The 21884-nt window shown below is 50.5% G+C and carries 18 protein-coding genes; 5 read left to right on the top strand and 13 right to left on the bottom strand.

The window, feature by feature from the left end; all coding sequences use genetic code 11:
- Positions 1 to 49: 49 nt before the first annotated feature.
- The 3 genes from aroF to HMPREF0980_RS07830 are packed head-to-tail and all read left to right on the top strand — an operon-like array spanning position 50 to position 2921.
- Positions 50 to 1063 carry a 3-deoxy-7-phosphoheptulonate synthase gene (gene aroF / locus HMPREF0980_RS07840; protein ID WP_049728594.1) on the top strand — a complete coding sequence of 338 codons (1014 nt, stop codon included), beginning with the start codon at positions 50 to 52 and terminating at the stop codon, positions 1061 to 1063.
- Between the two features lie 30 nt (positions 1064 to 1093).
- Entirely contained in the window at positions 1094 to 2155 is a 1062-nt protein-coding gene (gene aroB / locus HMPREF0980_RS07835) for a 3-dehydroquinate synthase (RefSeq protein ID WP_049728593.1), read from the top strand.
- Positions 2156 to 2177: 22 nt separating this feature from the next.
- Positions 2178 to 2921 carry an SDR family NAD(P)-dependent oxidoreductase gene (locus HMPREF0980_RS07830; protein ID WP_049728592.1) on the top strand — a complete coding sequence of 248 codons (744 nt, stop codon included), beginning with the start codon at positions 2178 to 2180 and terminating at the stop codon, positions 2919 to 2921.
- Between the two features lie 80 nt (positions 2922 to 3001).
- Here HMPREF0980_RS07830 and HMPREF0980_RS07825 read toward each other — a convergent pair whose 3' ends face one another.
- From HMPREF0980_RS07825 to HMPREF0980_RS07770, 12 genes are all read right to left on the bottom strand, one after another.
- On the bottom strand, positions 3002 to 4096 hold the full coding sequence (locus HMPREF0980_RS07825; RefSeq protein ID WP_049728591.1) for a M24 family metallopeptidase: 1095 nt from the start codon (positions 4094 to 4096) through the stop codon (positions 3002 to 3004).
- Positions 4093 to 5526: an L-fucose/L-arabinose isomerase family protein gene (locus HMPREF0980_RS07820; protein ID WP_049728590.1), complete on the bottom strand. Its 1434-nt coding sequence runs from the start codon at positions 5524 to 5526 to the stop codon at positions 4093 to 4095. Before HMPREF0980_RS07820 ends, HMPREF0980_RS07825 begins: the two co-directional genes overlap by 4 nt.
- A 3-nt stretch (positions 5527 to 5529) precedes the next feature.
- Positions 5530 to 7074, bottom strand: coding sequence for an FGGY-family carbohydrate kinase (locus tag HMPREF0980_RS07815; protein WP_049728589.1), 1545 nt, complete (start codon positions 7072 to 7074; stop codon positions 5530 to 5532).
- Positions 7071 to 7745: a class II aldolase/adducin family protein gene (locus tag HMPREF0980_RS07810; RefSeq protein ID WP_049728588.1), complete on the bottom strand. Its 675-nt coding sequence runs from the start codon at positions 7743 to 7745 to the stop codon at positions 7071 to 7073. Before HMPREF0980_RS07810 ends, HMPREF0980_RS07815 begins: the two co-directional genes overlap by 4 nt.
- 132 nt (positions 7746 to 7877) lie before the next feature.
- Positions 7878 to 8741: a MurR/RpiR family transcriptional regulator gene (locus tag HMPREF0980_RS07805; protein ID WP_049728587.1), complete on the bottom strand. Its 864-nt coding sequence runs from the start codon at positions 8739 to 8741 to the stop codon at positions 7878 to 7880.
- Complete coding sequence (locus tag HMPREF0980_RS07800) at positions 8722 to 10275, bottom strand: FGGY-family carbohydrate kinase (RefSeq protein WP_084002704.1); 1554 nt, start codon at positions 10273 to 10275, stop codon at positions 8722 to 8724. The genes HMPREF0980_RS07805 and HMPREF0980_RS07800 overlap by 20 nt, the downstream gene beginning before the upstream one ends.
- Positions 10232 to 11653: an L-fucose/L-arabinose isomerase family protein gene (locus HMPREF0980_RS07795; RefSeq protein WP_442855431.1), complete on the bottom strand. Its 1422-nt coding sequence runs from the start codon at positions 11651 to 11653 to the stop codon at positions 10232 to 10234. The genes HMPREF0980_RS07800 and HMPREF0980_RS07795 overlap by 44 nt, the downstream gene beginning before the upstream one ends.
- 24 nt (positions 11654 to 11677) lie before the next feature.
- Entirely contained in the window at positions 11678 to 12976 is a 1299-nt protein-coding gene (locus tag HMPREF0980_RS07790; protein WP_049728584.1) for an NAD(P)H-dependent oxidoreductase, read from the bottom strand.
- Between the two features lie 60 nt (positions 12977 to 13036).
- Complete coding sequence (locus HMPREF0980_RS07785; protein WP_049728583.1) at positions 13037 to 14089, bottom strand: alcohol dehydrogenase catalytic domain-containing protein; 1053 nt, start codon at positions 14087 to 14089, stop codon at positions 13037 to 13039.
- The gene (locus tag HMPREF0980_RS07780; RefSeq protein ID WP_049728582.1) at positions 14049 to 14699 is read right to left on the bottom strand and encodes a KpsF/GutQ family sugar-phosphate isomerase; all 651 of its coding nucleotides are present in this window, start codon (positions 14697 to 14699) and stop codon (positions 14049 to 14051) included. Before HMPREF0980_RS07780 ends, HMPREF0980_RS07785 begins: the two co-directional genes overlap by 41 nt.
- A gap of 269 nt (positions 14700 to 14968) precedes the next feature.
- Positions 14969 to 16588, bottom strand: a complete 1620-nt coding sequence (locus HMPREF0980_RS07775; protein ID WP_049728581.1) for a response regulator transcription factor — start codon at positions 16586 to 16588, stop codon at positions 14969 to 14971.
- 14 nt (positions 16589 to 16602) lie between these two features.
- Positions 16603 to 18408: a sensor histidine kinase gene (locus tag HMPREF0980_RS07770; RefSeq protein WP_049728580.1), complete on the bottom strand. Its 1806-nt coding sequence runs from the start codon at positions 18406 to 18408 to the stop codon at positions 16603 to 16605.
- A gap of 130 nt (positions 18409 to 18538) precedes the next feature.
- Between HMPREF0980_RS07770 and HMPREF0980_RS07765 the strand changes: the two genes are divergently transcribed.
- Entirely contained in the window at positions 18539 to 19798 is a 1260-nt protein-coding gene (locus HMPREF0980_RS07765) for an ABC transporter substrate-binding protein (RefSeq protein WP_049728579.1), read from the top strand.
- A gap of 9 nt (positions 19799 to 19807) precedes the next feature.
- A complete protein-coding gene (locus HMPREF0980_RS07760) occupies positions 19808 to 20848 on the top strand; it encodes a substrate-binding domain-containing protein (RefSeq protein WP_049728578.1) in 1041 nt (346 codons plus the stop codon).
- A gap of 42 nt (positions 20849 to 20890) precedes the next feature.
- Here the strand turns inward: HMPREF0980_RS07760 and HMPREF0980_RS07755 are convergent, their stop codons facing one another.
- Positions 20891 to 21883 (bottom strand): ABC transporter permease, encoded by a 993-nt coding sequence (locus HMPREF0980_RS07755; protein WP_049728577.1) that lies wholly within the window; start codon positions 21881 to 21883, stop codon positions 20891 to 20893.
- Position 21884: the final 1 nt, after the last annotated feature.

Here is a 21884-nt window from a genome sequence, read left to right as displayed (position 1 = left end):
TATACATACGGATGCAGAAGCATTATTTATAGAAGCCGGAGGAAATATTATGATTATCGTATTAAAACCAAACACAAAACAAGAAGATGTATCACGCGTGGAACATCTTGTAAAGCGCAGAGGTCTTGACACCCATATCGTAGTCGGACAGGAAATGACCATTATCGGGTGTATCGGCGACACAACGAAGATAGATGCCAAGTTATTTGAAGTAGATTCTTCCGTGGATAAAGTAATGCACGTCCAGGAACCATATAAACTGGCCAACCGGGCTTTCCACCCTGAGGACTCCGTCGTGGATGTGTCGGGAGTGAAGGTCGGTCAGGGACACCTTGCCCTGATTGCAGGTCCCTGTTCCGTAGAGTCTGAAGAACAGGTTCTGGAGATAGCCTCAAAAGCGAAGGAGTCTGGAGCGAACCTCTTAAGGGGCGGCGCGTTCAAACCGAGAACGAGCCCTTACTCCTTCCAGGGCATGGGACTTGACGGGCTCCGGATTCTATGTGAGGCAAAAGAGGCTACAGGGCTTCCGATCGTGACAGAACTTATGTCTCCGGAACACCTTGATATCTTTAACGATAAAGTCGACTTGATCCAGATAGGCGCCCGCAATATGCAGAACTTCGATCTGCTCAAGCAGCTTGGACAGCTCGACCGTCCAATCCTGTTGAAACGCGGTCTGAACGCTACTTATGAAGAATGGATCATGTCCGCAGAGTATATCATGGCGTCCGGCAATGAAAATGTCATCCTGTGCGAACGGGGCATCCGGACTTTTGAGACATATACACGTAACACGCTTGATCTGCAGAGCATCCCTGTGCTGCGCAAGCTCACTCATCTTCCAGTAGTCGTAGACCCAAGCCATGCGGGCGGGAAGTGGTGGCTTGTGGAGCCGATGGCGAAAGCAGCTATCGCAGCAGGAGCAGACGGACTGATGGTGGAAGTGCACAACGACCCAGAGTCCGCACTCTGCGATGGTGCCCAGTCGCTGAAACCGCAGAAGTATGACGAGCTTCTCAGAGAAGTGACCCAGATTGCCAAAGTTATCGGAAAGAACATATAAATATAACGTTATAAGATTACGGAGTTATGTATGAAGTTAAATGTAAATCTTGGTGATAAAAGTTATCCAATATATATAGAAAATAATATACTGGACAGAGCTTCCGGTTATATTGGGGAAGTGTTTTCCGGCAGAAGGGTTATGATCATCTCAGATGATAACGTATATCCCCTCTTTGGAGCGCGTTTAAAAAAATCCTTGTCCGGCAGCTTTGAGTGTCACGAGCTTGTGCTGCCCCACGGTGAATCTACCAAAGCGTTCAAGACGCTTCCTGCCGTATATTCAGCCCTGCTGAATGCCAGGCTTACCCGGAGCGATCTGATAATCGCCCTTGGAGGCGGGGTCATAGGCGATCTTGCGGGATTCGCCGCCGCTACATACCTGAGAGGCGTAAATCTCATACAGCTTCCCACCTCTCTGCTTGCACAGGTAGACTCTTCTGTGGGAGGAAAGGTCGCTGTTGATCTGCCGCAGGGCAAGAATCTTGCAGGTGCCTTTTACCAGCCTTCCCTCGTGCTGATAGATCCGCTCGTGCTGGATACCCTGAATGAACGATTTATCAACGATGGCATGGGAGAGGTTATCAAATATGGCTGCATCCGGGATGCAGACCTGTTTCATACCTTGGAGACACACAGCTCTTTTGCAGATCTCAAAGAAGAGCTGCCTGCCATCATCAGCAGCTGTGTAGATATCAAGCGGAACGTCGTGGAGCATGATCAGTTCGATACCGGTGAACGTATGCTCTTGAACTTTGGCCACACGCTGGCACATACCATTGAGCAATACTACAATTATGGACGTGAAAGTCATGGGGAAGCAGTCGCCATAGGCATGTACCAGATAACGAAGCTATCGGAAGAGCAGGGACTGACCGCTCCCGGCAATGCCGGAAGGCTCCTTGAGCTTCTGAAACAGTACCGTCTTCCCTATGAGTGCGGGATACCCCTCCGGGAACTCACGGAGGTAATCGAACTGGATAAGAAGAACCTGAACGGCCGCCTGAATGTTGTCCTTCTCCGGGAAATCGGCAGCAGTTATGTTCATCCGACGACCATCGACTTTTTCAAACGTAACTTACGGACCATATAAATCATATTTGGAGGTAACTATTATGAGATTAGAAGGAAAGATTGCAATCGTAACCGGAGCCGGAAAAGGAATCGGCAGAGACGCCGCTCTTGCCATAGCCGCAGAGGGCGCAACCGTAGCCGCTGTAGCCAGAACCCAGTCCGATCTGGATGAGACGGTGCGGCTGATAGAAGAAAAAGGCGGAAAGGCCGTCGCGCTCTCCAGAGACCTGACGGACGGAGAACAGGTACAGTCTATGGTTGACACTGTCGTAGACCAGTTCGGCAGAATAGATATCCTGGTCAATAACGCGGGCGGATATCCAAAGGAAATCTACAATAATATAGAACATCAGGCAATCAAAATATGGGAATGGTCGGAAGAACAGTGGGACCAGATTATAAAAACGAATCTGCGCATACCATTCCTCTGCATCAATAAAGTCGTTCCCGTCATGATAAAACAGCGCAGCGGAGATATCGTAAGCGTATCTTCCCGTATGGGACGCATCGCTTCCCAGATGGGAGCATATGCCGTCGCCAAGGGCGGAATCATCACTATGACTAAGACGACCGCTATCCAGACACAAGAATACGGCATTAGAGCTAACGCCGTATCCCCGGGAATCGTTGACACGCCGGGGCAGAGGGTTTACAATCACTCCGTCGGGCAGGATGATGCTAAGATGGGACGTTCCGAAGATGTGGCAAAGGCTATCGTATATCTGCTCTGTGATGCACCTGCAGTCATGACGGGGCAGTCTATGGATCTGTTCACCACATTATAGCCTGCAGCATGCACGAAGTATGATAGAATAGAAATAAGCCGGGGCGGTCTCACACCACGTCCCGGCTTTTCTACGCGCATTTATCGCACCCATATGTCCGGCAGCTTTATGACGGCCCCGCCTTCTGTCCGGTATGCTTTCTCCGGCCATTCTCCCGTCATGGACAGAATCTCCTGTCTGCCGCCCGTATTCATCACAAGCTCGGCAGACTTCGCGCCGCTTACCGTCACATACCACTCATATGCCTGGCCGGATGTCATGCACCTGTGTTCATCGTACAGGACAGAGGCATCCGATAGCATATAGCCGACCGGCGCACCGTGACCGTGTTCCAACCATTCCTGTCCGAAGCCAAGTCTATGGTACCATTTCTCCTGCAGCCGGAAGATATTCCTGAAAGCTACATTTTCCCGGCTTGCGGCAATGATTTCAGCCTGAATCTGGCATACGGCGTCATATCTCTTCCTGACCTCCCCGGGCACGCTGCCGAAGCAGACCATACGGGCGATATTGGAATGCAGCCCATACTTCCGCAATACCGGTGAAAGCAGCACCGTACGTGTGGCCTTTTTATCCGTGGGCGTACAGTGCCTGTACTTTTCAATCCGCTCGTCGCTCCCAACGAGCAGTACGTCCACCTCTGCGCCATAATCCGCACAGGCGTGGAGCACTTCTGCCTTTATCTCATTCTCGGTCATCCCCTGCCGCATACGCTTTGCAGTACGGGCCATGATCATGTCTGTCAGCCTTCCAAGCTCTCTGTAACGTCCTGTCTCCGTCTCCGTCATCGGATATTCCAGTTCATATATGGCCGCGGCATCACACGTGCAGCCCGTAAGAGGGATGTCGGACAGGGCCCTTTTCCCTTCCAGCAGGCTTCTTATATGCGCCTCTATTCCTGCGGATTTCCAGTCAAGCATATGGAAGGTAAAGCCGAGCCCTTTGAGGAGCTCCTCCTCTGCTTTGTCTGCATCGGCACGCAGGGCCACGGCAGCTCTCTCCTTCCGCGTGACTATGAGATAGACGAATCCGTTCTCCTGATTCAATATGACGCCGCTTTCGCCGCCTCCGGTGAGCCAGGCAAAGTTGTCTCTCCTTGCAATTACGACGGCTTCTGCCTGACGTCTTTCAAGAAGCGCTCTTATCCTCTCCAGCTTGCTGTCAAAATCTGTCATCTTACTGCACCCTTTCCGTCATGGCAATAGACGTCCACGCCCATATATTTGCCGAGCGCTTCTGCAAGCACATGCGCGGAACGTCCCCGGTTCATAGCCACATGGTGCTCGAAGCCATTGCCGCAGATGTAATCCATGAGAGGCTGAAGACCAGGGACTCTGCAGATTGCCACACCTCCCAGCGTATCTATCTCATCGTCCACAAAACTTCCCTCTCCGACATACATCTTTACCCTTCCTTTTTCATCATCCGTGGATATCTTTCCATAGGTCATCTCTCCCGGGGCAATCACAGTCTTGCAAGCCCCAAAACAGTTTTCTCTGCCCAGGCTGTTGCCAAGGATATCGAGGCTGCCGATTTCAAAATCGCCGTTGATAAATGACTTCGGAAAATTAGAACAGTGGATTCCTATACACATGTCTCTGTCTTCTCCGTAGCTGTTGTTCCAGTCCAGATATCCGGAAGGCGACCCGCTCGCAAGATACATGGCATACATCGTCACTGCTCCCATGACATCCACTTCACATGCCATAGGCATACCCTCTTCTCCAAGCATGCTCATCGTCAGACAGGCCGCACATCCGTAATTGATCTGTATGGAGTCCCAGCATTGAATCGTACCGGTCCTGCAGTCGTTTTCTCTCATCCAGTCTCTTACGGTTACATACAGCTTAGCCTGCTTCACTATGCTCTCTTCCTGTACGCCCTCTTCCATCCGCCCGTATGACTTGATCTTGTCCACCGCGGCGGCCACATCTTCCGTCATCTCTAATCTTTCTGCCGCAAAAATAATCTCCGACATGTCTACCGGAATGACTTGTATCCCTAGCGTCTGGAGCAGCTTTTCCGAATACCTGACGGTCTGGAAGGCCGCCGGCCTCGTTCCCATCTGTGCAACGCGAAGCCCCTTGAGACCTGCGGTAATCCTGCATACTTTTGCGAAGTTGCTGATATCTTCCGTAAATACTTCACTGTCTATGGCACATGTATGATACGTTGTATTTGTAAATTTGATGCCGTACTGGTTCAAGTTGTTGCAGACGGATATCTTTCCGCAGAAGGCGTCCCTGCGTCCTGCCAGGTCCATCTTATCTCTTTCATCGTCACATGCCTGTACAAGAACAGGTACATGCAGCCCTGCCTTGTCAATGGCGCTTACGACTCCTACCTCATCTCCGAAGTTTGGAAGGCATACGATGATTCCCTGAATCTTCTCTGCATTTTTCTTAAACAGCTCTGCACACTTCTGGGCATCGTCCATCGTCTCTACGAGACCGTATCTCGTCTCGGACTCGTCAAGGCATATCGTCTCGTATCCCATGCCGCCCAGCTTAGCCAGAAGCTGCATCCTCCCTTCATAAGCCAGCTTTGGATTGAAAAATCCTCTTGTCGATACAATCACTCCAAATCCTACGTCCGCTTTCTTCATCCTCTACACCTGCTTTCTTAATTCTTTTAAATCTTTGTAGTCTTCTTTTACATGTCGGTAAAGATTTTTGTATATATGGTAATACTTCATATATATCTCATGGTTGTCCTCAATCGGCTCCATCGGTTCCACGTATTGTGCCTTCTCCTTCGCTATGCTGAAGTCTTTCATATAACCAGTTGCCACTGCCGCCAGAAGGGCGTCTCCGTAAGGAGCCCCGACCCTGTTCTTCACGAATACCGTCGGCACGTTCAGCACATCTGTTATAATCCTTCTCCAGAGCCTGCTCTTCGCCCCGCCTTCATTCATGACGAGGGGATAGTTGATCTTGATTCCGCTTTCCTTCAATATGATAAAGGAATCGTACAAGGCATAAGCGACCCCCTCCATCATCGCCCTCACGAGATGTGCTTTCGTATGGTACAATGACAGGCCGAACACGACTCCTCTTGCGTCATTATCCCATATCGGCGTACGCTCCCCCATCAGGTAAGGCAGTACGACAAGCCCTTCGCTCCCCGGTGGTATCCTGTCTGCTTCCATGTTGAGGTAGTCATAGCTGTCAAAATCCGGAATCAGTTCTTCCATCGCCGTCTCAAGCTGCGCAAAGTTCTCCTTCATATATCTCAGGCACTGGCCTCCGGTCTGTGTCGTCGTAACTGTAATATAAGTATTGGTACAGTCCGTCGTATACTGTAAGTTGAACATATCACGGAACTTCTCTTTCGTATTCCTCACGATTCCCATATTGCCACACGTTCCCAGATTCATCTGGATATCCCCTACCTCGGTAGCTCCTGCCCCAATCCATCCGGCGTTACAGTCAACCTGCCCTCCTGCCACTTCAATGCCAGGTACGAGCCCCGCCTCTTTTGCCGCCTCTTCCGTCACCTCTCCAATAATGTCCTCACAGCGGTAGAAATCAGGCAGGACAGAGGCGGCAATTCCTATCCGTCCAAGCATCTCTTCGTCAAACTTGTTCTGGTCAAGGTCATAGGCTACCCCGTAGAAGATACCCGCGCTGTGGTGTGCAGTCATCTGCCCGGTCAGCTTCATGCGGATATATCCGTCGATGGTCAGCGCTTTATAGATGCGCCTGTAATCTTCCGGCCTGTTCTCCTTTTCCCAGAGGAGGTTCACAAGTATCGGATGGTCTTCAATCCGGTTGCCGGTCAGCCGGAATATTTCGTCCGTACCTATATATTCTTTCAGCCAATTTTCCTGCCTGTCCGCCCTCCGGTCCATCAGATTGTATGCATTGTGCACCGGATTGCCCTCTTCATCTACCATCACGAGCGACGGCAGGGCGGATGACGTGCCGATGCCTCTGATATCTTCCGGTTTCACGCCTGCCTTGTCCATGCACTCTTTTATCATTGCACACGTGGCGGGCCAGTAGTCATGCACGTCATGTTCTGAATAATTGTCCTGGTTCGTGATAATGTCATACTTCCGGTACGCATAGGCGAGCACTTCTGCTCTCTCATCGATGATACATACCTTGCATCCTCCGGTTCCATAGTCAAGTCCCATAAAATAATTGTTCATTTCGTACCTCCAATAACACTGTCCGGATCTTCTCCTTTTATCAAGCGGTTTACTTTTTCCATCTGTACTTCGTCCAGATAACGGGTATTGCCCAGAAGCTTTGAGACCAGATTTGCTTTCAGAAACATCTCAAGCGTCTCCATCATATAGAAGGCTTCGCCGACATCGCTGCCTATTGTCAGGGCACCGTGGTTTGCCAGGAGTATCGTCCGGCATTCCGGGTCCTCTGCCATGACTCGGCTTACTTCCAGCGGCACTTCTACCGTTGTAGGCGTCGTATATTCTGTAACCGCGATACCCTTCAGGGCGAACAGCACTTCCGGCAGCGCCGTCTTTTCAAACGACACTTCTGACATGGCATAACCGGTAGTGACGGGAGGATGGGCATGTACGACTGCTTTTGCCTCCCTGCACTCCCTGTAGACCGCCAGATGCATACGGATATCCCTGGCGGGCTTCAGCCCTTCCAGAACATGGCCTTCCATGTCCACTTTCGTAATCTGTTCTGCCGTAAGCCTGCCCTTGCAGAAGCCGGACGCTGTTATGAGCACTTCCTGTTCAGACAGGCGGATGCTGATATTTCCGTCTGTCCCCACGAGCAGCCCTTTGTCATAAAGGGATTTTCCCGCCTCCACGATTTCTTCTTTCTGCTGCATCTCCGTCTTACACATTCCGCTACCTCTTTTCTGTCTTATTTGTACGCAAACGAGAGCGTAAGAATCTATAACTCTTTACGCTCTCATTTTAACATTTCTGATTTTATATCTTAGCCCGGTATTTTTTAGATATTCGTCAGACTTTTTTTAGAACTTGTTTTTCTTCAGCTGCTCATTGGAGCACTTAAGCGTCTTTGCATACTGCTCGTCCGGCCCCTGCAGTATGCTGATATACAGTGCCTCTATGATGCAGAGCTCAGGAATCCTCTTTGCAACGGTCTCATTGCACGGATTCTTCGTAAATGCGGCTGTCCGTATGACACAGCCTGACAGTCTTGCAAGCGTTGACAGCGGATAATTCGTCACAGTGATAATGTGGGTTCCTTTTTTTCCTGCTGCCTCTGCGACCCGGCAAAGCGTCCTCGTCTCACCTGAATGAGAGATGAGCAGCAGCACGTCGTCCGGCCCCATTCCCGACGCCTCCATAAGCTGGACATCAAAGTCCGCCGGACAGGCGGCGGCAATGCCAACCCGCGAAAACTTAAGATACGCGCTGTACGCTACCGTATAGGCATCCCCTGCACCTGCAATCAAGACTTTCCCTGCGTGGATGATATATGCAAGGCACTTTTCATACGCTTCGTTGTCCAGCAGCTGCATCGTATCTTCCAGCGCCTGGGCGGCCACACCGAATACGCTGCGGATTACTGTGCTTGCATCCCGGCTTTCCCCGATGTCGCCGTATGGCAGCGGCATATCCAGCTCTGTCACCGCCTCAGCCGGCAGCAGCGCCTGCTTCATCTGCGCATAGCCCCCGTATCCAAGCTTCTGAGCCAGCCTGACTAATGTCGCTTCGCTGCAGCCCGCCCGCTTTGCCGACTCGGTAATCGAATGGCAGGCAGCCTGCTGCGGATGTAAAAGCACATAATCCGCAGCTTTCTTCTCCGCACTTTTGAGTGCATGGTATACCGCATTGAGCTCTACCTGTACTTTATGGGATATTTTCTGCATCTACTCTGCCTACCCGGGACATCACCGGCTTCATCACGTCATAAAGCCCACGGTAGACCCGGTACCTTTCCTCGTACATGTTCCGTCTCACTTTTTCCGGCTCATACGTGATATCCGTCCGGACAAGGCATTGTATCTCTTCCATGCTTTCGTAGAGTCCTATCGCCCTTCCGGCCAGGATTGCCGCCCCAAAGCATGCAGCCTCCCTCACCTTCAGCGTCGTCACGGGAACCCCCATGATATCAGCCTTCAGCTGAAGTCCGGCCGCCGAACGTGCCCCTCCTCCGGCACATCTGATATCCCGTATCGGTATGCCGGCCTGTTCCATCCGCTCCATATTAAGGCGCATCTCAAAGCAAAGCGATTCCATTACGGCCTTGGCGATATCATAACGACCGGTCGCCATCGTAAGGCCCAGTATGCCTCCCCGCATCTCCCAATCACAGTGGGGCGTCCCGCTCCCGTTCAGATAGGGAAGCACCATCACATGAGACGGAGGCTGGGGAAGCCTTCCTATGATATAGTCATATACTTGTGCTCCCTGCTCCTTCGCCAGCCTTTTGTCCTCTTTGCAGTATTCTTCTACAAACCACTTCAGCAGCGCTCCCCCCGTATGGTTCAGTCCAAAGGTCGCGTATCGTCCCGGCAGTACATGGTTATAGCAAGGATAAAAGCCGTCGAACATAACCTTCCCCAGTATGGGCCGCCCGCATACGGCTGTCAGGACTTCCGCGGTTCCGTGAGAATCAAGTGCCATCCCTTCTCCGGTAATCCCGGCGCCTGCCGCAGCACATGTCTGGTCATGCCCGCCTGCTGCCAGCACGGCACCGCTGTTGATACCAAGTTCCTCTGCCAGCTCCCTGTCTATCGTACCTGCCACCGTACCCGATGGCACCGGCGTGCCAAGTTTCTCCTCGTCGATTCCAAATGCCCCCAGTATTTCCTCAGACCATCTTTCCTCACGCAGATCAAATGCCTGCGTCCTTGCGGCCATCGTATAATCGATGACAATACTGCTGCTGCCGAGCTTGCCCAAGATGAAATCAGCATACGTTACGAATTTGTATGTCTTTTCATATAGCCGGCTGTCATGTCTTTTTATCCACAATATTTTTATAAATGTATTCATGGGGTGGGGCCGCATGCCCGTCCTGGCAAATACTGCTTCGGCTCCTAGCCTGCTTTCGCACAGCTGGACCTCACCGGTGCCCCGGTAATCCATGCCGAGCTGGGCATAGTCTATTGCTGTTCTGTTGCAGTCGACAGGTATGACCGCGTCCCCCTGTACGGAGATGGATATGCTTCTGATATGCTGCCCCTCCTCTCTGGCCGCTTCACGTATGACCTCTTTCGTTACGCGCCAGACGTACTCCGCATCCTGGCAGGCATAGCCTTCCTTCGTATACAGGATCCCATATTCCCGGAACGCATATCCCCTCGCCTCACCTTCTTCTGTAAATACCATTGCTTTGGCACCTGTCGTGCCCACATCAATTCCAAGCAGCATATGTGGTCTCTCTTTCTTGTTCCTCATTGTAGAAATCTGCCCGCACACCCGGAATATAGTTTAATGCCTCATATATGACCGGTAGTATGTCACCGTGGATTCCGACTGCATGATGGACATAAGGACCTTTCACTATCATAGTCTCTACCTTCGGCCAGTCTGGTATCTCTACCCAGGCATAGGTACCGATTGTCTCCGGCCCTTCTATCGTCTTGGCCCTTCCCATGAGCATTCCATAGTCACCGTTATCACCGTCAAACCTTAAGATAGATATCTCCCCGGGCTTCAGTTCTGATACGACCGCTCCCGGACAGTGCTCCGGAAATGCAAATGGCCTGGAAAGCCTGGCCTTCTCTCTCGCCAGCGATATGGGCCATGGGCCACAGTGCTGCAGCAGCTCTCCATTATCATTCTCCGGATGCCGCACCGACCAGTCTGCAAAAAAGCTTGGCGTCCTTCCCATTCCGGCTGCCTGTACCATAATTGCGGTGATTGCTCCATGGATATCTGTCTCGCAGACTACCGGTATGCCTTCGTCAGTCAGGAGCGCGTTTGCACAGCACGGCATTACGTGAAGCGCCTGCTGCAGAGCATCCCAGCACTGGATGGCAACCGCGTTGCATCCATTGATCCGGGCAAAATATTTCATCGCTGTCTTAAGTGCTGCTACACGGCGTACCGAATCCTCCGGAATGCACACCTCCATATGATCATGGATATAGCGGACGGTCTCTTCCACATCCTCATCGCCGGACGCTTCCAGCTCCAGCACTTTATCCGCAAACTCCACCATAGTGATAGGAAATACCTGTATGCCGAACTTCTCCAGCAATTCGCCTTCATTCACCATCATCGTCCAGAAGTCTGCCGGACGCGTATCTATCTGAAGGATCCTTCCCTTGCGGAACTCCTTGACTACATTAGCCGCAGCCGTAAAGTTACGGAACCCCCTCTCAAACTGCGGGCTGTCTACACGGCAGTTCGGAACGTAAGTAAATGGAACCTGCATTCTTCTCAGTACTTTTCCCGTAGCGAACAGCCCGCACTGGGTATCCCTCAGCCTGCTGCCGTCCGGCTCCGGTGCCTCGTCCCTTGGTCCCCATAAAAGGACCGGGACATTCAGGGCTGCCGCCACCTTGCCACAGCTGTGTTCCGAGCCGAAATTGCAGTGAGGGAGGAACAAGGCGTCTACTCTGGCCTTCCGGAACTTGTCTATGACCGGTTCCACATCTTCAGCACACCTGAGCAGTCCTTCTTCGTTTATATCCTCGATGTCAATGAACTCTATCTCCCATTCTCTAAGCTTGTCTGCTATGAGCTTCTTATACTTTACCGCATCCTTGGCACTGAATATCCTCCTTCTTGTCGGGGCGTAGCCGATTATCACCTTATTGTCCATAGTCATGTTCTCCTTTCTTCTCCGTCTGCATCAGCAGCCAAGCACTTCATCCTGCATCCTGCGCAGCTGCAGCAGTACAGAGCTGTCGTCAAGTTCCACCATATCATATGTGATGACTTCGTCTTTCTTTACATCCGTTCTGAGCACGGCTCCCTTCGCAAGTCCGACGGGAAGCATATTCCCCTTTCGGGCGGTGTCTGCCAGTTCGACAGAGGCCCGGTAGCAGTATTCGCCGATTGCATCCAGTACTTCCCCTGCCTTCATATCCTTTTTGGCTACCGTGATGCATTCGCTCGTAAGGTGGTCCATAGGATGTGCGGTCGATTCCCCATATACGGCTGCCTGTACTGCCGTAATCGGCGTCTCGATGGAGCAGAGATGGTACGGACGATACAGGAGGTAGTTCGGCCCTTCCCCCATGTCTCTCTGCACGAGGCCGTCTTTGATTCTTTTGTTCTCTGTCGTCACGATGACGAATACTCCCGGGTTGATGTCCCCGATTCCGTAGTCCACTACACCTGTATGTTCCAGGATTCCCCCCTGCTCTTTCAGCGAAAACACCTTAGCCAGGTCTTTTACGTCGCATTTTGGTCCGTGCATGCCTCTTATGTCAGGTCTAAGCCCTGTAGCATTAGAAACTGCGCACATCTCAATCATCGTCTTCGAGCCGTCCACAAATTCTATGAGCATCCTCGGGTTCATCTCCCTCTTTTTTGCTTTTTCCTTCCATTCGGGCATACCAGGATTGGCATAGATGTCCAGCGGGTTGTTCTTCCCCTTTCCTGCAGCTACCACGTCAAATCCGAGCGCTTTGGCAAACCGGTACACCTCAATGATGGAACCCGGCTCATCTCCCGCGGTCAGAGAGTATACGATGCCGGCCTGTTCACACAGCCTGCGAAGTATCGGCCCAATCGTTATGTCACACTCTACATTCATCATCACGATATGTTTTTTATGGAAGATACACTCCATCGTAACCCGTGCACCCATCTCCGGAGAGCCCGTGGCGTCAATCACATTCGTAATCTGCCCGGTACGGACGGCTGTCTTATAATCCGTCGTCACGACCTTCTTACCCGATGCAATAGCAGCTTCCGCCTCTGCGGCAGTGTGCGCTTCCACCACCTCACATGTGCAGCCTGACTGCCGATAGGCATCCAAAGCGATGTCCGTTCTTACATCGACAACAATGTCACATTCGATTCCCTTCATCCCCTCCATCTGCGCCACGATGTCCTTGCCCATCTGCCCGGCTCCGATGAGGGCTGTCCTCACCGGCGTACCGGCTCTTTCCAGCTCACTCAGCTTTGTGTCAATCTCATACATCTTTCTAGTCCTTCCTTTCCTTCTGCTTTACTTGCTTCCCGGCCCCTCCATCTGCTGCTTTTATGAGGCCCATGGATCTACGAGCACTTTCAGCGCTTCACCTCTTTCCACCATATGCATTCCTTCCACGATCTTATCAAGGGGTACCTTCGCGCTTAGATATTTATCTGTACTGACTTTCCCTGCATGTATCGTTTTGAGCGCGTCTTCCAGCCCTACCGCTGAATAGGAAAATGCTCCAAGTACCATGATCTCGTTATAATGAATCTTATTAGAGTCCAGGGTAGTCATCGGTCTGTCCTTTGGAAGCCCTCCATATATGATGACCCGCCCCCGCTTCTTCACAAGCGCCAATGCCTGCTGCTGCGCCGATGCGTTCGGCACCGCACAGATTACCACATCTGCGCCCGGACCGATAATCGCCTTCACTTCCTTTGTCGCCTCTTCCTCGTTCTTATTACAGATCAGATGCTCAAATCCAAACTTCCTGGCCTGTTCTATACGGCCTCTGGCGAGCATAACCGTCTGGAAAGCACCCCTGGCCTCTGCTACTTCCATATGGAGACATCCGACAGGCCCGTCCCCGATTACGACTACCGTGTCCCCATATGATATGTGATTATATTTCTGGCAAGCCACGACTCCTGATACCGGCTCTGCAAAGGCTGCATAATCATAGCTCATGTCCCCAGGTATGTGCTCCACAAATCCTCTTTCCAGTACGATCTTCGGTATGGCGATATACTGGGCAAACCCTCCGGGAAAATGCGTCCCGAGCATGCGGTGGCTGTCGCACAGATTCACCATGCCTCTCCGGCAGTAGTAGCATTCTCCGCAGCTGACATCCGGTGCCAGCGCGACCCGGTCGCCCGCCGCATATCTGTCCACGCCATCTGCCGTTTCCACGACTTCCCCTGCTATCTCATGGCCCATGATCTGTCCGGTCATTCCATTTCTGAGTCCGCTGTGGTAGTTACGTATGTCGCCGCCGCAGATACCGCAGGATACGACTCTGACAAGAATCCCACCTTCCGGGCACTGCGGAATCGCTCTGCTTTCAATCTCAATATGCTCAATTCCCTTGAATACTGCCGCCTTCATCATATCTTTCATGCGAAGCCTCCTTTCCGGTGAGCCGTTCCCCCACCGCCCCTTTCGGATGGATGACCGCAAACTGCTCCTTTGTATATTCTGTATACTGCATCAAGGCGATGCAGACCGCGTCAAACAGAGATATGACCGCCAGCGTGCTGGCAGTCGCCAGCATATTGAACCGGCACGGCTCACGCACGACCTTTACTTTCAGGCAGAGGTCCGCCGCCTGCCCAATTGCAGACGTTTCATCCTCCGTCACCCCGACCAGCACGGCCCCTTTGCTCCTGCAGGCCGGTATGAGCTGTACGAGCTCCTCCGTATTGCCTCCCTTGCTTATAAGGATAAGTATGTCATCTTTATCCAGAACCCCGAGACCGCCGTGTACAGCATCCGATGGCGTCAGAAATACCGCGGAACACTCGATGCAGTTCAACGAATGTACTGCTTTTCTGGCTGCCATGGCAGACGTACCGCAGCCTGACATCACTACTTTCCCTTTCCTGCTGCCAATAAGGGAGACAAGCTCTGCCATCTTTTCCATATCCAGCTGCCCGGACAGTGCCTGGACCGCCTCCCCTTCCTCCCGGATTGTCCGTTCCACTTCAGAAATAATATCTTTTCTATCCAATGCTGTCCCTCCGTTTTCATTTTTTTCATGTAAAAATGAAAGTTTCTCTCTATGTCCAGTAATTTATCACAGCCGGTTTCTTTTTTGAGCGGGGGAATTTTTAGAACATTAAGAGAATTTTTGTTGTATAGTGGACGCCGGCGGGAAAGGTATGCAGCAGTTGCTGCAAGAAGAGCCGGAATCAGGCACGGGGATGTTATCTCACATAACATCTCCGTGCCTGATTCCGGCTCTTTGCAGTTGTGGATGTACGCTCGCACACCTCTGACTTAATCAGCTAATTTCCCGCTCCGATACTGTGACGGGGTCTGTCCCATATGCTTGACGAAGATCTCCCGGAAATACCTTGTATCCTTATATCCTACCGCCTCGGCCACTTCGTTTACGGTCAGGCTTGTCGTCTCCAGCAGGACAAGGGCTTTTTTTATTCTTACGTCTGTAATATAATCAATGAACTTCATATTCATCTCTTTTTTAAACAGCTGGCTCAGATAGCTTGGATTGATAAAAAATTTCCCGGCAATCGTGCCAAGGCTTACATCCTTGCTGTAATGCTCTTCCACATAGATAAGAATATCGGTTATAAGTGTCTTTCCACTGCTTTTCTTCCGGTCGTCGAACTGCCGGCTTATGTCCTGCAATGTCTGTTCCAGATACTTTCTGAACTCTTCTAATCCCGTATTTTCCACGGCTTGCCGTTCCAGCTTCTCCAGCATCCTGACCGCAGTCTCTGTATCCTTTCCCTTCTCCATAAGGAGCTTTGCAGCCAGCATGTAGATATCCAGGCACATCACCTTCACATTCGTGTAGCTGAGTCCGTCATCTTTTGCCTTGCGCAGCATCTCATCTACGAACTGGCATATTCCGGTTTCATTTTGTGATTTAATGTAACCTTCCAGTATATTTTTATCAAATTCATTCAGCAGGCGCAGATTTAATTTCTTCTCCTTCGTCCCTTCACAGATGTCTACTTTGGAAAATCCGAGCATGGAGCACTGGAGGCTGGATTCCAGCGCTCCCGCATAGCTGACGCACAAGTCTTCCGTACGCAGCACTTCCTTTCCAATCCCTGCGGACGCGTCCATCCCATATATGTTCTTTAGCACATTCACGAGATGGACTGCTTTTTCACGCAGGAAATGTACTGCAAGAGAAGTCTCTGTATTCAGGATGATAACAAACTGGTTTTCCCCCTTCTCATGTACAAAGGAAGTACAGCCGCAGTGCAGGAACACTTCATCGATAATGTTGCACACGGCAAACTGCAGGATGGAAAGCCCCGACACATCCTCAAATTCCGGGACAGACCGTATGTCCTGTATCAGCACGGCCACCACCCTGTAGTGTGGGTTTGCAAACCGGATATCCATTTCCTCCAGATCTTTCATAAGTTCTACCGTATCCATAGATGAGTCGACACGGACAAGTTCTGTCAGATAGCGGCACTTTTTAAAGAATTTTCCCTCTTCCGCCTGTCCTTTGACGATGCTTATATCTCTGATCTGCCTTTCTTTCTGGTCCAGCTCCTGTATGAGGCGTGTGGTCACCTCTTTAAACTCGCCGTTGTCTATCGGCTTCAGCAGGTAATCCTTCACTTTCAGCTGCAGGGCTGATTTGGCATATTCAAAATTCGTATATCCGCTGATTACGACGAACTGGAGATATGGATTGTACTGCCTTGCCCTGCTGATAAATTCCAGTCCGTCAACGAGCGGCATTCTGATATCCACATACACGATGTCCACCTGGCTGCCCTGTATATAGTGCAGCGCTTCCAGTGCATTCTCCTGAGGAGGAGCCAGCTTAAGCTCCGGGAAAAAACGTTCCAGCTTCCTGCATATCCCTCTGCGTATAATCTCTTCATCATCTACGACCATTGCCACGTACATATATAATACCTCCTCTATGTCCGGACAGGGAGCCTGATCCGCACTTTAGTCCCTGTACCTTCTTCACTAGTAATCGTAATTCCGTATTCCTGTCCAAAATACAGCTTGATTCTTGCATTCGTGTTTTCCAGCCCTATGCTTGTATGGCTCTTTACATAATCTACTTCGTGGACCATCTTCTGTTCCCCGCTATGGGCCAGCTTTTCATTCAGCTTGTCCAGCTGTTCTGTACCGATGCCGGTTCCGTTGTCCTCCACTTCCGCGTACAGGCAGTCCCTGTCCCTGTACACGCGGATTGTCACAAGACATTGGTCGAGCACGTTTTCCATCCCATGTACAACAGCATTCTCTACCATCGGCTGAATCAGCAGTTTAACGATATACAGCTCCCTGCAGTCCTCCTGGATATCATATCTGACATCCAGCTTATTTCCAAACCGCAGCTTCTGAATCAGCATATAATTTTCAATATGCACAAGCTCATCCTGCACATGGACGAATTCCTGGCCCCGGTTGATAGAATAACGGAAGATTTTAGACAGCGCCTGGCAGGCGTCGCTGATTTCATCTGCCTCTTCCTCCTCCGCCATCATATCAATCGTCTGCAGGGTATTGTACAGGAAATGCGGATTGATCTGAGCCTGCAGCGCATTCAGCTCCGCTTCCTTCTGGTAGATTTCCGACTGGTATACATTCTCAATCAGCTGTTTCGTGCGCTCCACCATCTTGTCGAAGGACATGGTGAGCTGTCCAATCTCATCCGATGCCCCTGTCGCCGCCCGTATGTCAAAGTCTCCTTCGCCGACCTGGTGCATCTTCCTCTGAAGTCTTGCCACAGGGTCGCTTATCGTCTTGCTTATATAACTTGCAAAGTATACGGATAATATAACGCAGAACAGGGCCGTCAGAATGAGGAACAGACGAAGGCGGTTGATACTGTCCATAATATATTTATTATCCACCACACAGACAACGCTCCATCCGGTGACCGGTGATGTGCTGAATACGAGATACCCTTTCTCCGACAGCGACTCCATATAGCCGTTTTGCACGGTGAGCAGTTCACTCACTCTTGCTTCCCGGTACTGTGTACCTATGTAGTCAGAATCAGGATGATAGATGATCTTCTTATTATTGTCGATAATCAGACATTGCTGGTATTCATTGCTGTTGACGCTCTGCAGCACATTTCCAAGGATATCGCTGTTCATATGGATGATAAGGCAGCCAATCTCCTTGCCTGATTTATAATTATAAATTTTCTTTACGATAGAAAATAACTTCTGAGGCTCTCCTGTACTTATGTAAGAGCTACTGTCGTACTGCGACAGAATGCTTATCTTCGCCCCGCTCTGTTTCATATCCTCGAACCAGCCCGTCCTCGTAAAATCATAATCCGCCGTCAGACTCAGCTTATTTTTGTCCGAGCCGTATACGCTGCCGTTATAAGAGCAGACGAAGACATCCTCGACCGAAAAATATGTGGCGTAAGAATCATTCAGAATCTGACGCATCGTTCTGTCTTTACGATAGTACTCTTCTATCGTCTTTGGCTTTTCCTCCTGCAGAATGGTACCGAGATCCTGATTCAGACATACCTGGGCCGATACGTCCAGAACCTTCTGAATCTCTCCCTCGATATTTTCCCCCATCTGCGTCATCGTCTCCTGTATGGAATCCAGCATCTGGATCCTGATAGACTGCTCGCTGAAGGTCATGCTGAAATAGCCGAGCAGCGATACGAGCACTGCTATTACGAGAAGGAAGCCGATAAACAGCTTGTTTTTCATTTTTAAGTCTTTATACTTTACTATTTTCATATATCAGCCCTGCATATTTTGTTTGAAAAACTAAAATTTGTCTCCTTGTAAAAATGTTGTTTTTATTATATTATTATTACATTATTTTTTCTATAGTTTCCATGTTTTACCGCAGGAGGTTTTGGCTATTATGCACAAAAGGTTATTTAAAAAAATCTTATTCATAATATTAGCTGCCGGTGCTGTCATTTCCTTCCTCTTCTTTTATTCTTATTTAAACAGTCCGCCAGGTACGTCAAAGGAAACCCGCTCCATCAATATTATTACCTATAAGGACATTCCGCTGTCTACGCTTGACGGATTCCACGATAAGTATCCGGATTACAAGATCAATATCGAGCGGTATTCTGTCTATGGCTACCTGTCATATCTGGACGAAAAGCTGGACCAGGACGACTCCGTAGATATCATTGAAATCCCTGCCGAAGCATATCCGAAATACATCTATAACAATATACTTCTTCCGATAACAGATATGGATGCCTTTACCCGTATCAATTCAAATGCACTCGACTACCTGAAGAGGATATCCCGGTCGGACAAATATTTCGGCATCCCTTACCAGAGCAATTATCTCGGCGTATGGTACAACGCCTCACTCTTTGACAAGTATGGTCTGGCGCCCCCGGACACCCTCCAAAACTTCATGGATGCCTGCCGCGTCTTTAAGGAAAACGGCATCGCTCCACTTTCTGCCGGCCTTGCCGACAGCGCTTCCGCCAATGACCTTCTGACACTGCTGACCGCGGATGCTTTCGTGACGGCAGGCTCGCCGGTCACAGTATCTTCAGGCTTTCGTAATCTGGACAATCCTGAATATCTGGATTCCCTCAGGCTGTGCCGCGATATACGTAAGAACGGATATCTGACTGAGACGAGCCTGCACATGACAGGCGAACAGGCTTTCCAGGCATTTCTGGACTCTACTTATGCGATGACAGTGGCACCGGAGACTTATATATCCATGGTCGATGATTCTGTACTGCAGCAGATCAACATTGATGTATGCGGATTCTATCCGTCGTGGAACGGCAGCACGCAGATGGTGGTCGGAAGCCCTGCCGACTCTGTTATCGGTATCTGCAAAGAGAGCTCCAACATTGATATCAGTCGTACGTTTCTGGATTATTACACCCGGTATGAAACGGTATTCCAATATATCGAGGACACCCGCACCATGACGAACATACAGAACTACTCCGTAAATGAAAAGCTGACCGCCTCCTGGAGCAAAATCAAAAGCCAGGACTGTTACGTTCCTTCCGAACATTTTTACTTATCTCCTTATACAGGAAGTAAAGAGCTGCACGCTTTACCACAAGAATTATTTTATAACCTGTCCACCCCCGAAGAATTTATTCAAAGGGCAATCTCACTTTCTCAAAATTAGGAGGTACCTATGAAAAAGGATATCCTATCGAACAGGCTCAAGAAGAACAAGCTGCTGCTGCCGCTCGTACTGGCGGTCTGCATCTGCCTTGTACTGCTGGCGTCCATTTCCGTAAACCGGCTGTCGGGAGACCGTCCGCCGGATACCGAAACGGCCGCCGGCGATGAAGAATATATCTGGGTTGCCACTATGACAGGACACAGCATGTTTCAGGAAAATGACATTCCGGCATTCCGCCAGTTTGGCATCGACAGGCACGTCACCACAACAATCCTCGGCCCGGAAGAATACGATATTCCCGGGCAGATCCAGGCAATGGAGGAAGCCATCTCCCGCAAGCCCGCCGGTATCGTCGTGCTCGGCATGGAACAAAGCCTGGCTTCCGTAATCGACAAGGCAATACGGCAGGGAATTCCGGTAGTGACGGTAGATTCCGATGTTTCCACATCAAAACGGATTGCCTTTGCAGGTTCAGACTGGTATGAAATCGGCGTCACCCAGGCCGAGGCTATGGTCAAGCTCATAGGCGGCAAGGGGAAAGTCGCGATTATGGGCATCGGCGGAGCCGACACGACAGAAGCCGCGTTTGAAGGCTATCATTCCGTCACAGACAACTATCCTGATATCACCATCGTCGGGGAATATGATGACATGGCCAGCTATGACGAGTCGGAACGGATTACGAAGCTCATTGTAGAGACCCATCCCGACATAGCCGGTATCTCCGGCTTTAATTCCAACAGTGCGATAGGTATTACGAACGGTCTCAGCGAATCATCTGCAGATCATGACATCAAAGTTACTGCCATGGACATCGAGCCAGACAACCTGGCACTTGTAGAAAGCGGCGACGTGGACGTCATCATAGGACAGAAGCGGGCCGTGTTCACATACTACGCCGCCGCTATCCTTTACGACATCAACCACTCTTCTATCAAGATCAACAATCTGGCCGACGGGGTTACTTCTGCTATACCGGATACCGTATACACCGGACTGATTTCGGTAAACCGGGAAAACCTGTACACCTATTTCCCGGATATGAAATAGAGGCCGTTATGATTCAGGCCTCTATCTTCTGCGTATGTAACTCTATTCACTTGCCAGGTTTTCATTTCTGATATTTCTGGCCTCTGCTTTTGCCATATACCGGCCTCTCACACTGTCAAGGAACACGGCAAGGAAGATGATTCCCGCTGATATGAGAGGCTGTATATACATATCCACCTGCATATAGACAAGTCCTGACTGAATCATCTGGATCATGACCGCCCCCAATATGGTTCCGGATACTTTGCCGCTTCCGCCTGCAAGGCTCGTTCCGCCCAGGACTGCCGCGGCGATGGCGTTGAATTCTTCCCCTTTGCCAAAGGAGGCATTGACAATGCCTATCTGGGCTACTGAGATGATACCTCCGATTCCGGCCAGCAGCGCACTCAGCATATATACCGTAAATAATATCTTATCGTTGCTGATTCCTGCTTTCCGGGCATCTTCCGGATTATTGCCGACCGCGTATATCTGACGCCCGAGCCTTGTCCTGGCCAGAAACAGCGCCGCTGCCGCGGCGATTGCCAGGAACAGGAGAATTGCCATCGGTACATTTGCAATCTTCTGGGAGCCGAGCGAAGTGATTGACTTCGGGAGGTTGACAGATTCCGAACGTGTCATCCACGTTCCGATTGCCCTCCCCGCAGTCATCGTACCGAGCGTCGTTACAAATGGAAGAATCTTCAGCTTTATGATACAGAATGCATTGAAAAGCCCGATGAGCAGCGCCACTCCGATTCCTGCCACTACCCCGGCCGCCGTCGGGACATGGAATCTGGCAATCAAAAGCCCGGTGGAGGCGGCTGACAGGTACATGACCGAACCGACCGACAGGTCGATTCCCGCTGTCAGCAGGACGAACATGATACCGATACCGATAATCCCCACATAAGAGGAATTCAGTATGATATTGCTGAAAGAAGCCATGCTCAGGAACTTCGGTGAAAACAAGCCAAACAGGACAAAAATGATTATGAACAGCAGCAGCGGTATATTTTTAAACAGCAGCCTGCTGGCACCCTCCTTAGACTTCATA

The organism is Dorea sp. D27, assembly GCF_001185345.1.
In the GTDB taxonomy this organism is placed as follows: Bacteria; Bacillota; Clostridia; order Lachnospirales; family Lachnospiraceae; genus Extibacter.
This window is presented reverse-complemented; position numbering and strand designations above follow the sequence as displayed.

Bases quoted from the DNA above. Each gene is read 5' to 3' on its own strand.
- aroF (WP_049728594.1), top strand. From the start codon at position 50: ATGATTATCGTATTAAAACCAAACACAAAACAAGAAGATGTATCACGC.
- aroB (WP_049728593.1), top strand. From the start codon at position 1,094: ATGAAGTTAAATGTAAATCTTGGTGATAAAAGTTATCCAATATATATA.
- HMPREF0980_RS07830 (WP_049728592.1), top strand. From the start codon at position 2,178: ATGAGATTAGAAGGAAAGATTGCAATCGTAACCGGAGCCGGAAAAGGA.
- HMPREF0980_RS07825 (WP_049728591.1), bottom strand. From the start codon at position 4,096: ATGACAGATTTTGACAGCAAGCTGGAGAGGATAAGAGCGCTTCTTGAA.
- HMPREF0980_RS07820 (WP_049728590.1), bottom strand. From the start codon at position 5,526: ATGAAGAAAGCGGACGTAGGATTTGGAGTGATTGTATCGACAAGAGGA.
- HMPREF0980_RS07815 (WP_049728589.1), bottom strand. From the start codon at position 7,074: ATGAACAATTATTTTATGGGACTTGACTATGGAACCGGAGGATGCAAG.
- HMPREF0980_RS07810 (WP_049728588.1), bottom strand. From the start codon at position 7,745: ATGTGTAAGACGGAGATGCAGCAGAAAGAAGAAATCGTGGAGGCGGGA.
- HMPREF0980_RS07805 (WP_049728587.1), bottom strand. From the start codon at position 8,741: ATGCAGAAAATATCCCATAAAGTACAGGTAGAGCTCAATGCGGTATAC.
- HMPREF0980_RS07800 (WP_084002704.1), bottom strand. From the start codon at position 10,275: ATGAGGAACAAGAAAGAGAGACCACATATGCTGCTTGGAATTGATGTG.
- HMPREF0980_RS07795 (WP_442855431.1), bottom strand. From the start codon at position 11,653: ATGACTATGGACAATAAGGTGATAATCGGCTACGCCCCGACAAGAAGG.
- HMPREF0980_RS07790 (WP_049728584.1), bottom strand. From the start codon at position 12,976: ATGTATGAGATTGACACAAAGCTGAGTGAGCTGGAAAGAGCCGGTACG.
- HMPREF0980_RS07785 (WP_049728583.1), bottom strand. From the start codon at position 14,089: ATGAAAGATATGATGAAGGCGGCAGTATTCAAGGGAATTGAGCATATT.
- HMPREF0980_RS07775 (WP_049728581.1), bottom strand. From the start codon at position 16,588: ATGTACGTGGCAATGGTCGTAGATGATGAAGAGATTATACGCAGAGGG.
- HMPREF0980_RS07770 (WP_049728580.1), bottom strand. From the start codon at position 18,408: ATGAAAATAGTAAAGTATAAAGACTTAAAAATGAAAAACAAGCTGTTT.
- HMPREF0980_RS07765 (WP_049728579.1), top strand. From the start codon at position 18,539: ATGCACAAAAGGTTATTTAAAAAAATCTTATTCATAATATTAGCTGCC.
- HMPREF0980_RS07760 (WP_049728578.1), top strand. From the start codon at position 19,808: ATGAAAAAGGATATCCTATCGAACAGGCTCAAGAAGAACAAGCTGCTG.
- HMPREF0980_RS07755 (WP_049728577.1), bottom strand. From the start codon at position 21,883: ATGAAGTCTAAGGAGGGTGCCAGCAGGCTGCTGTTTAAAAATATACCG.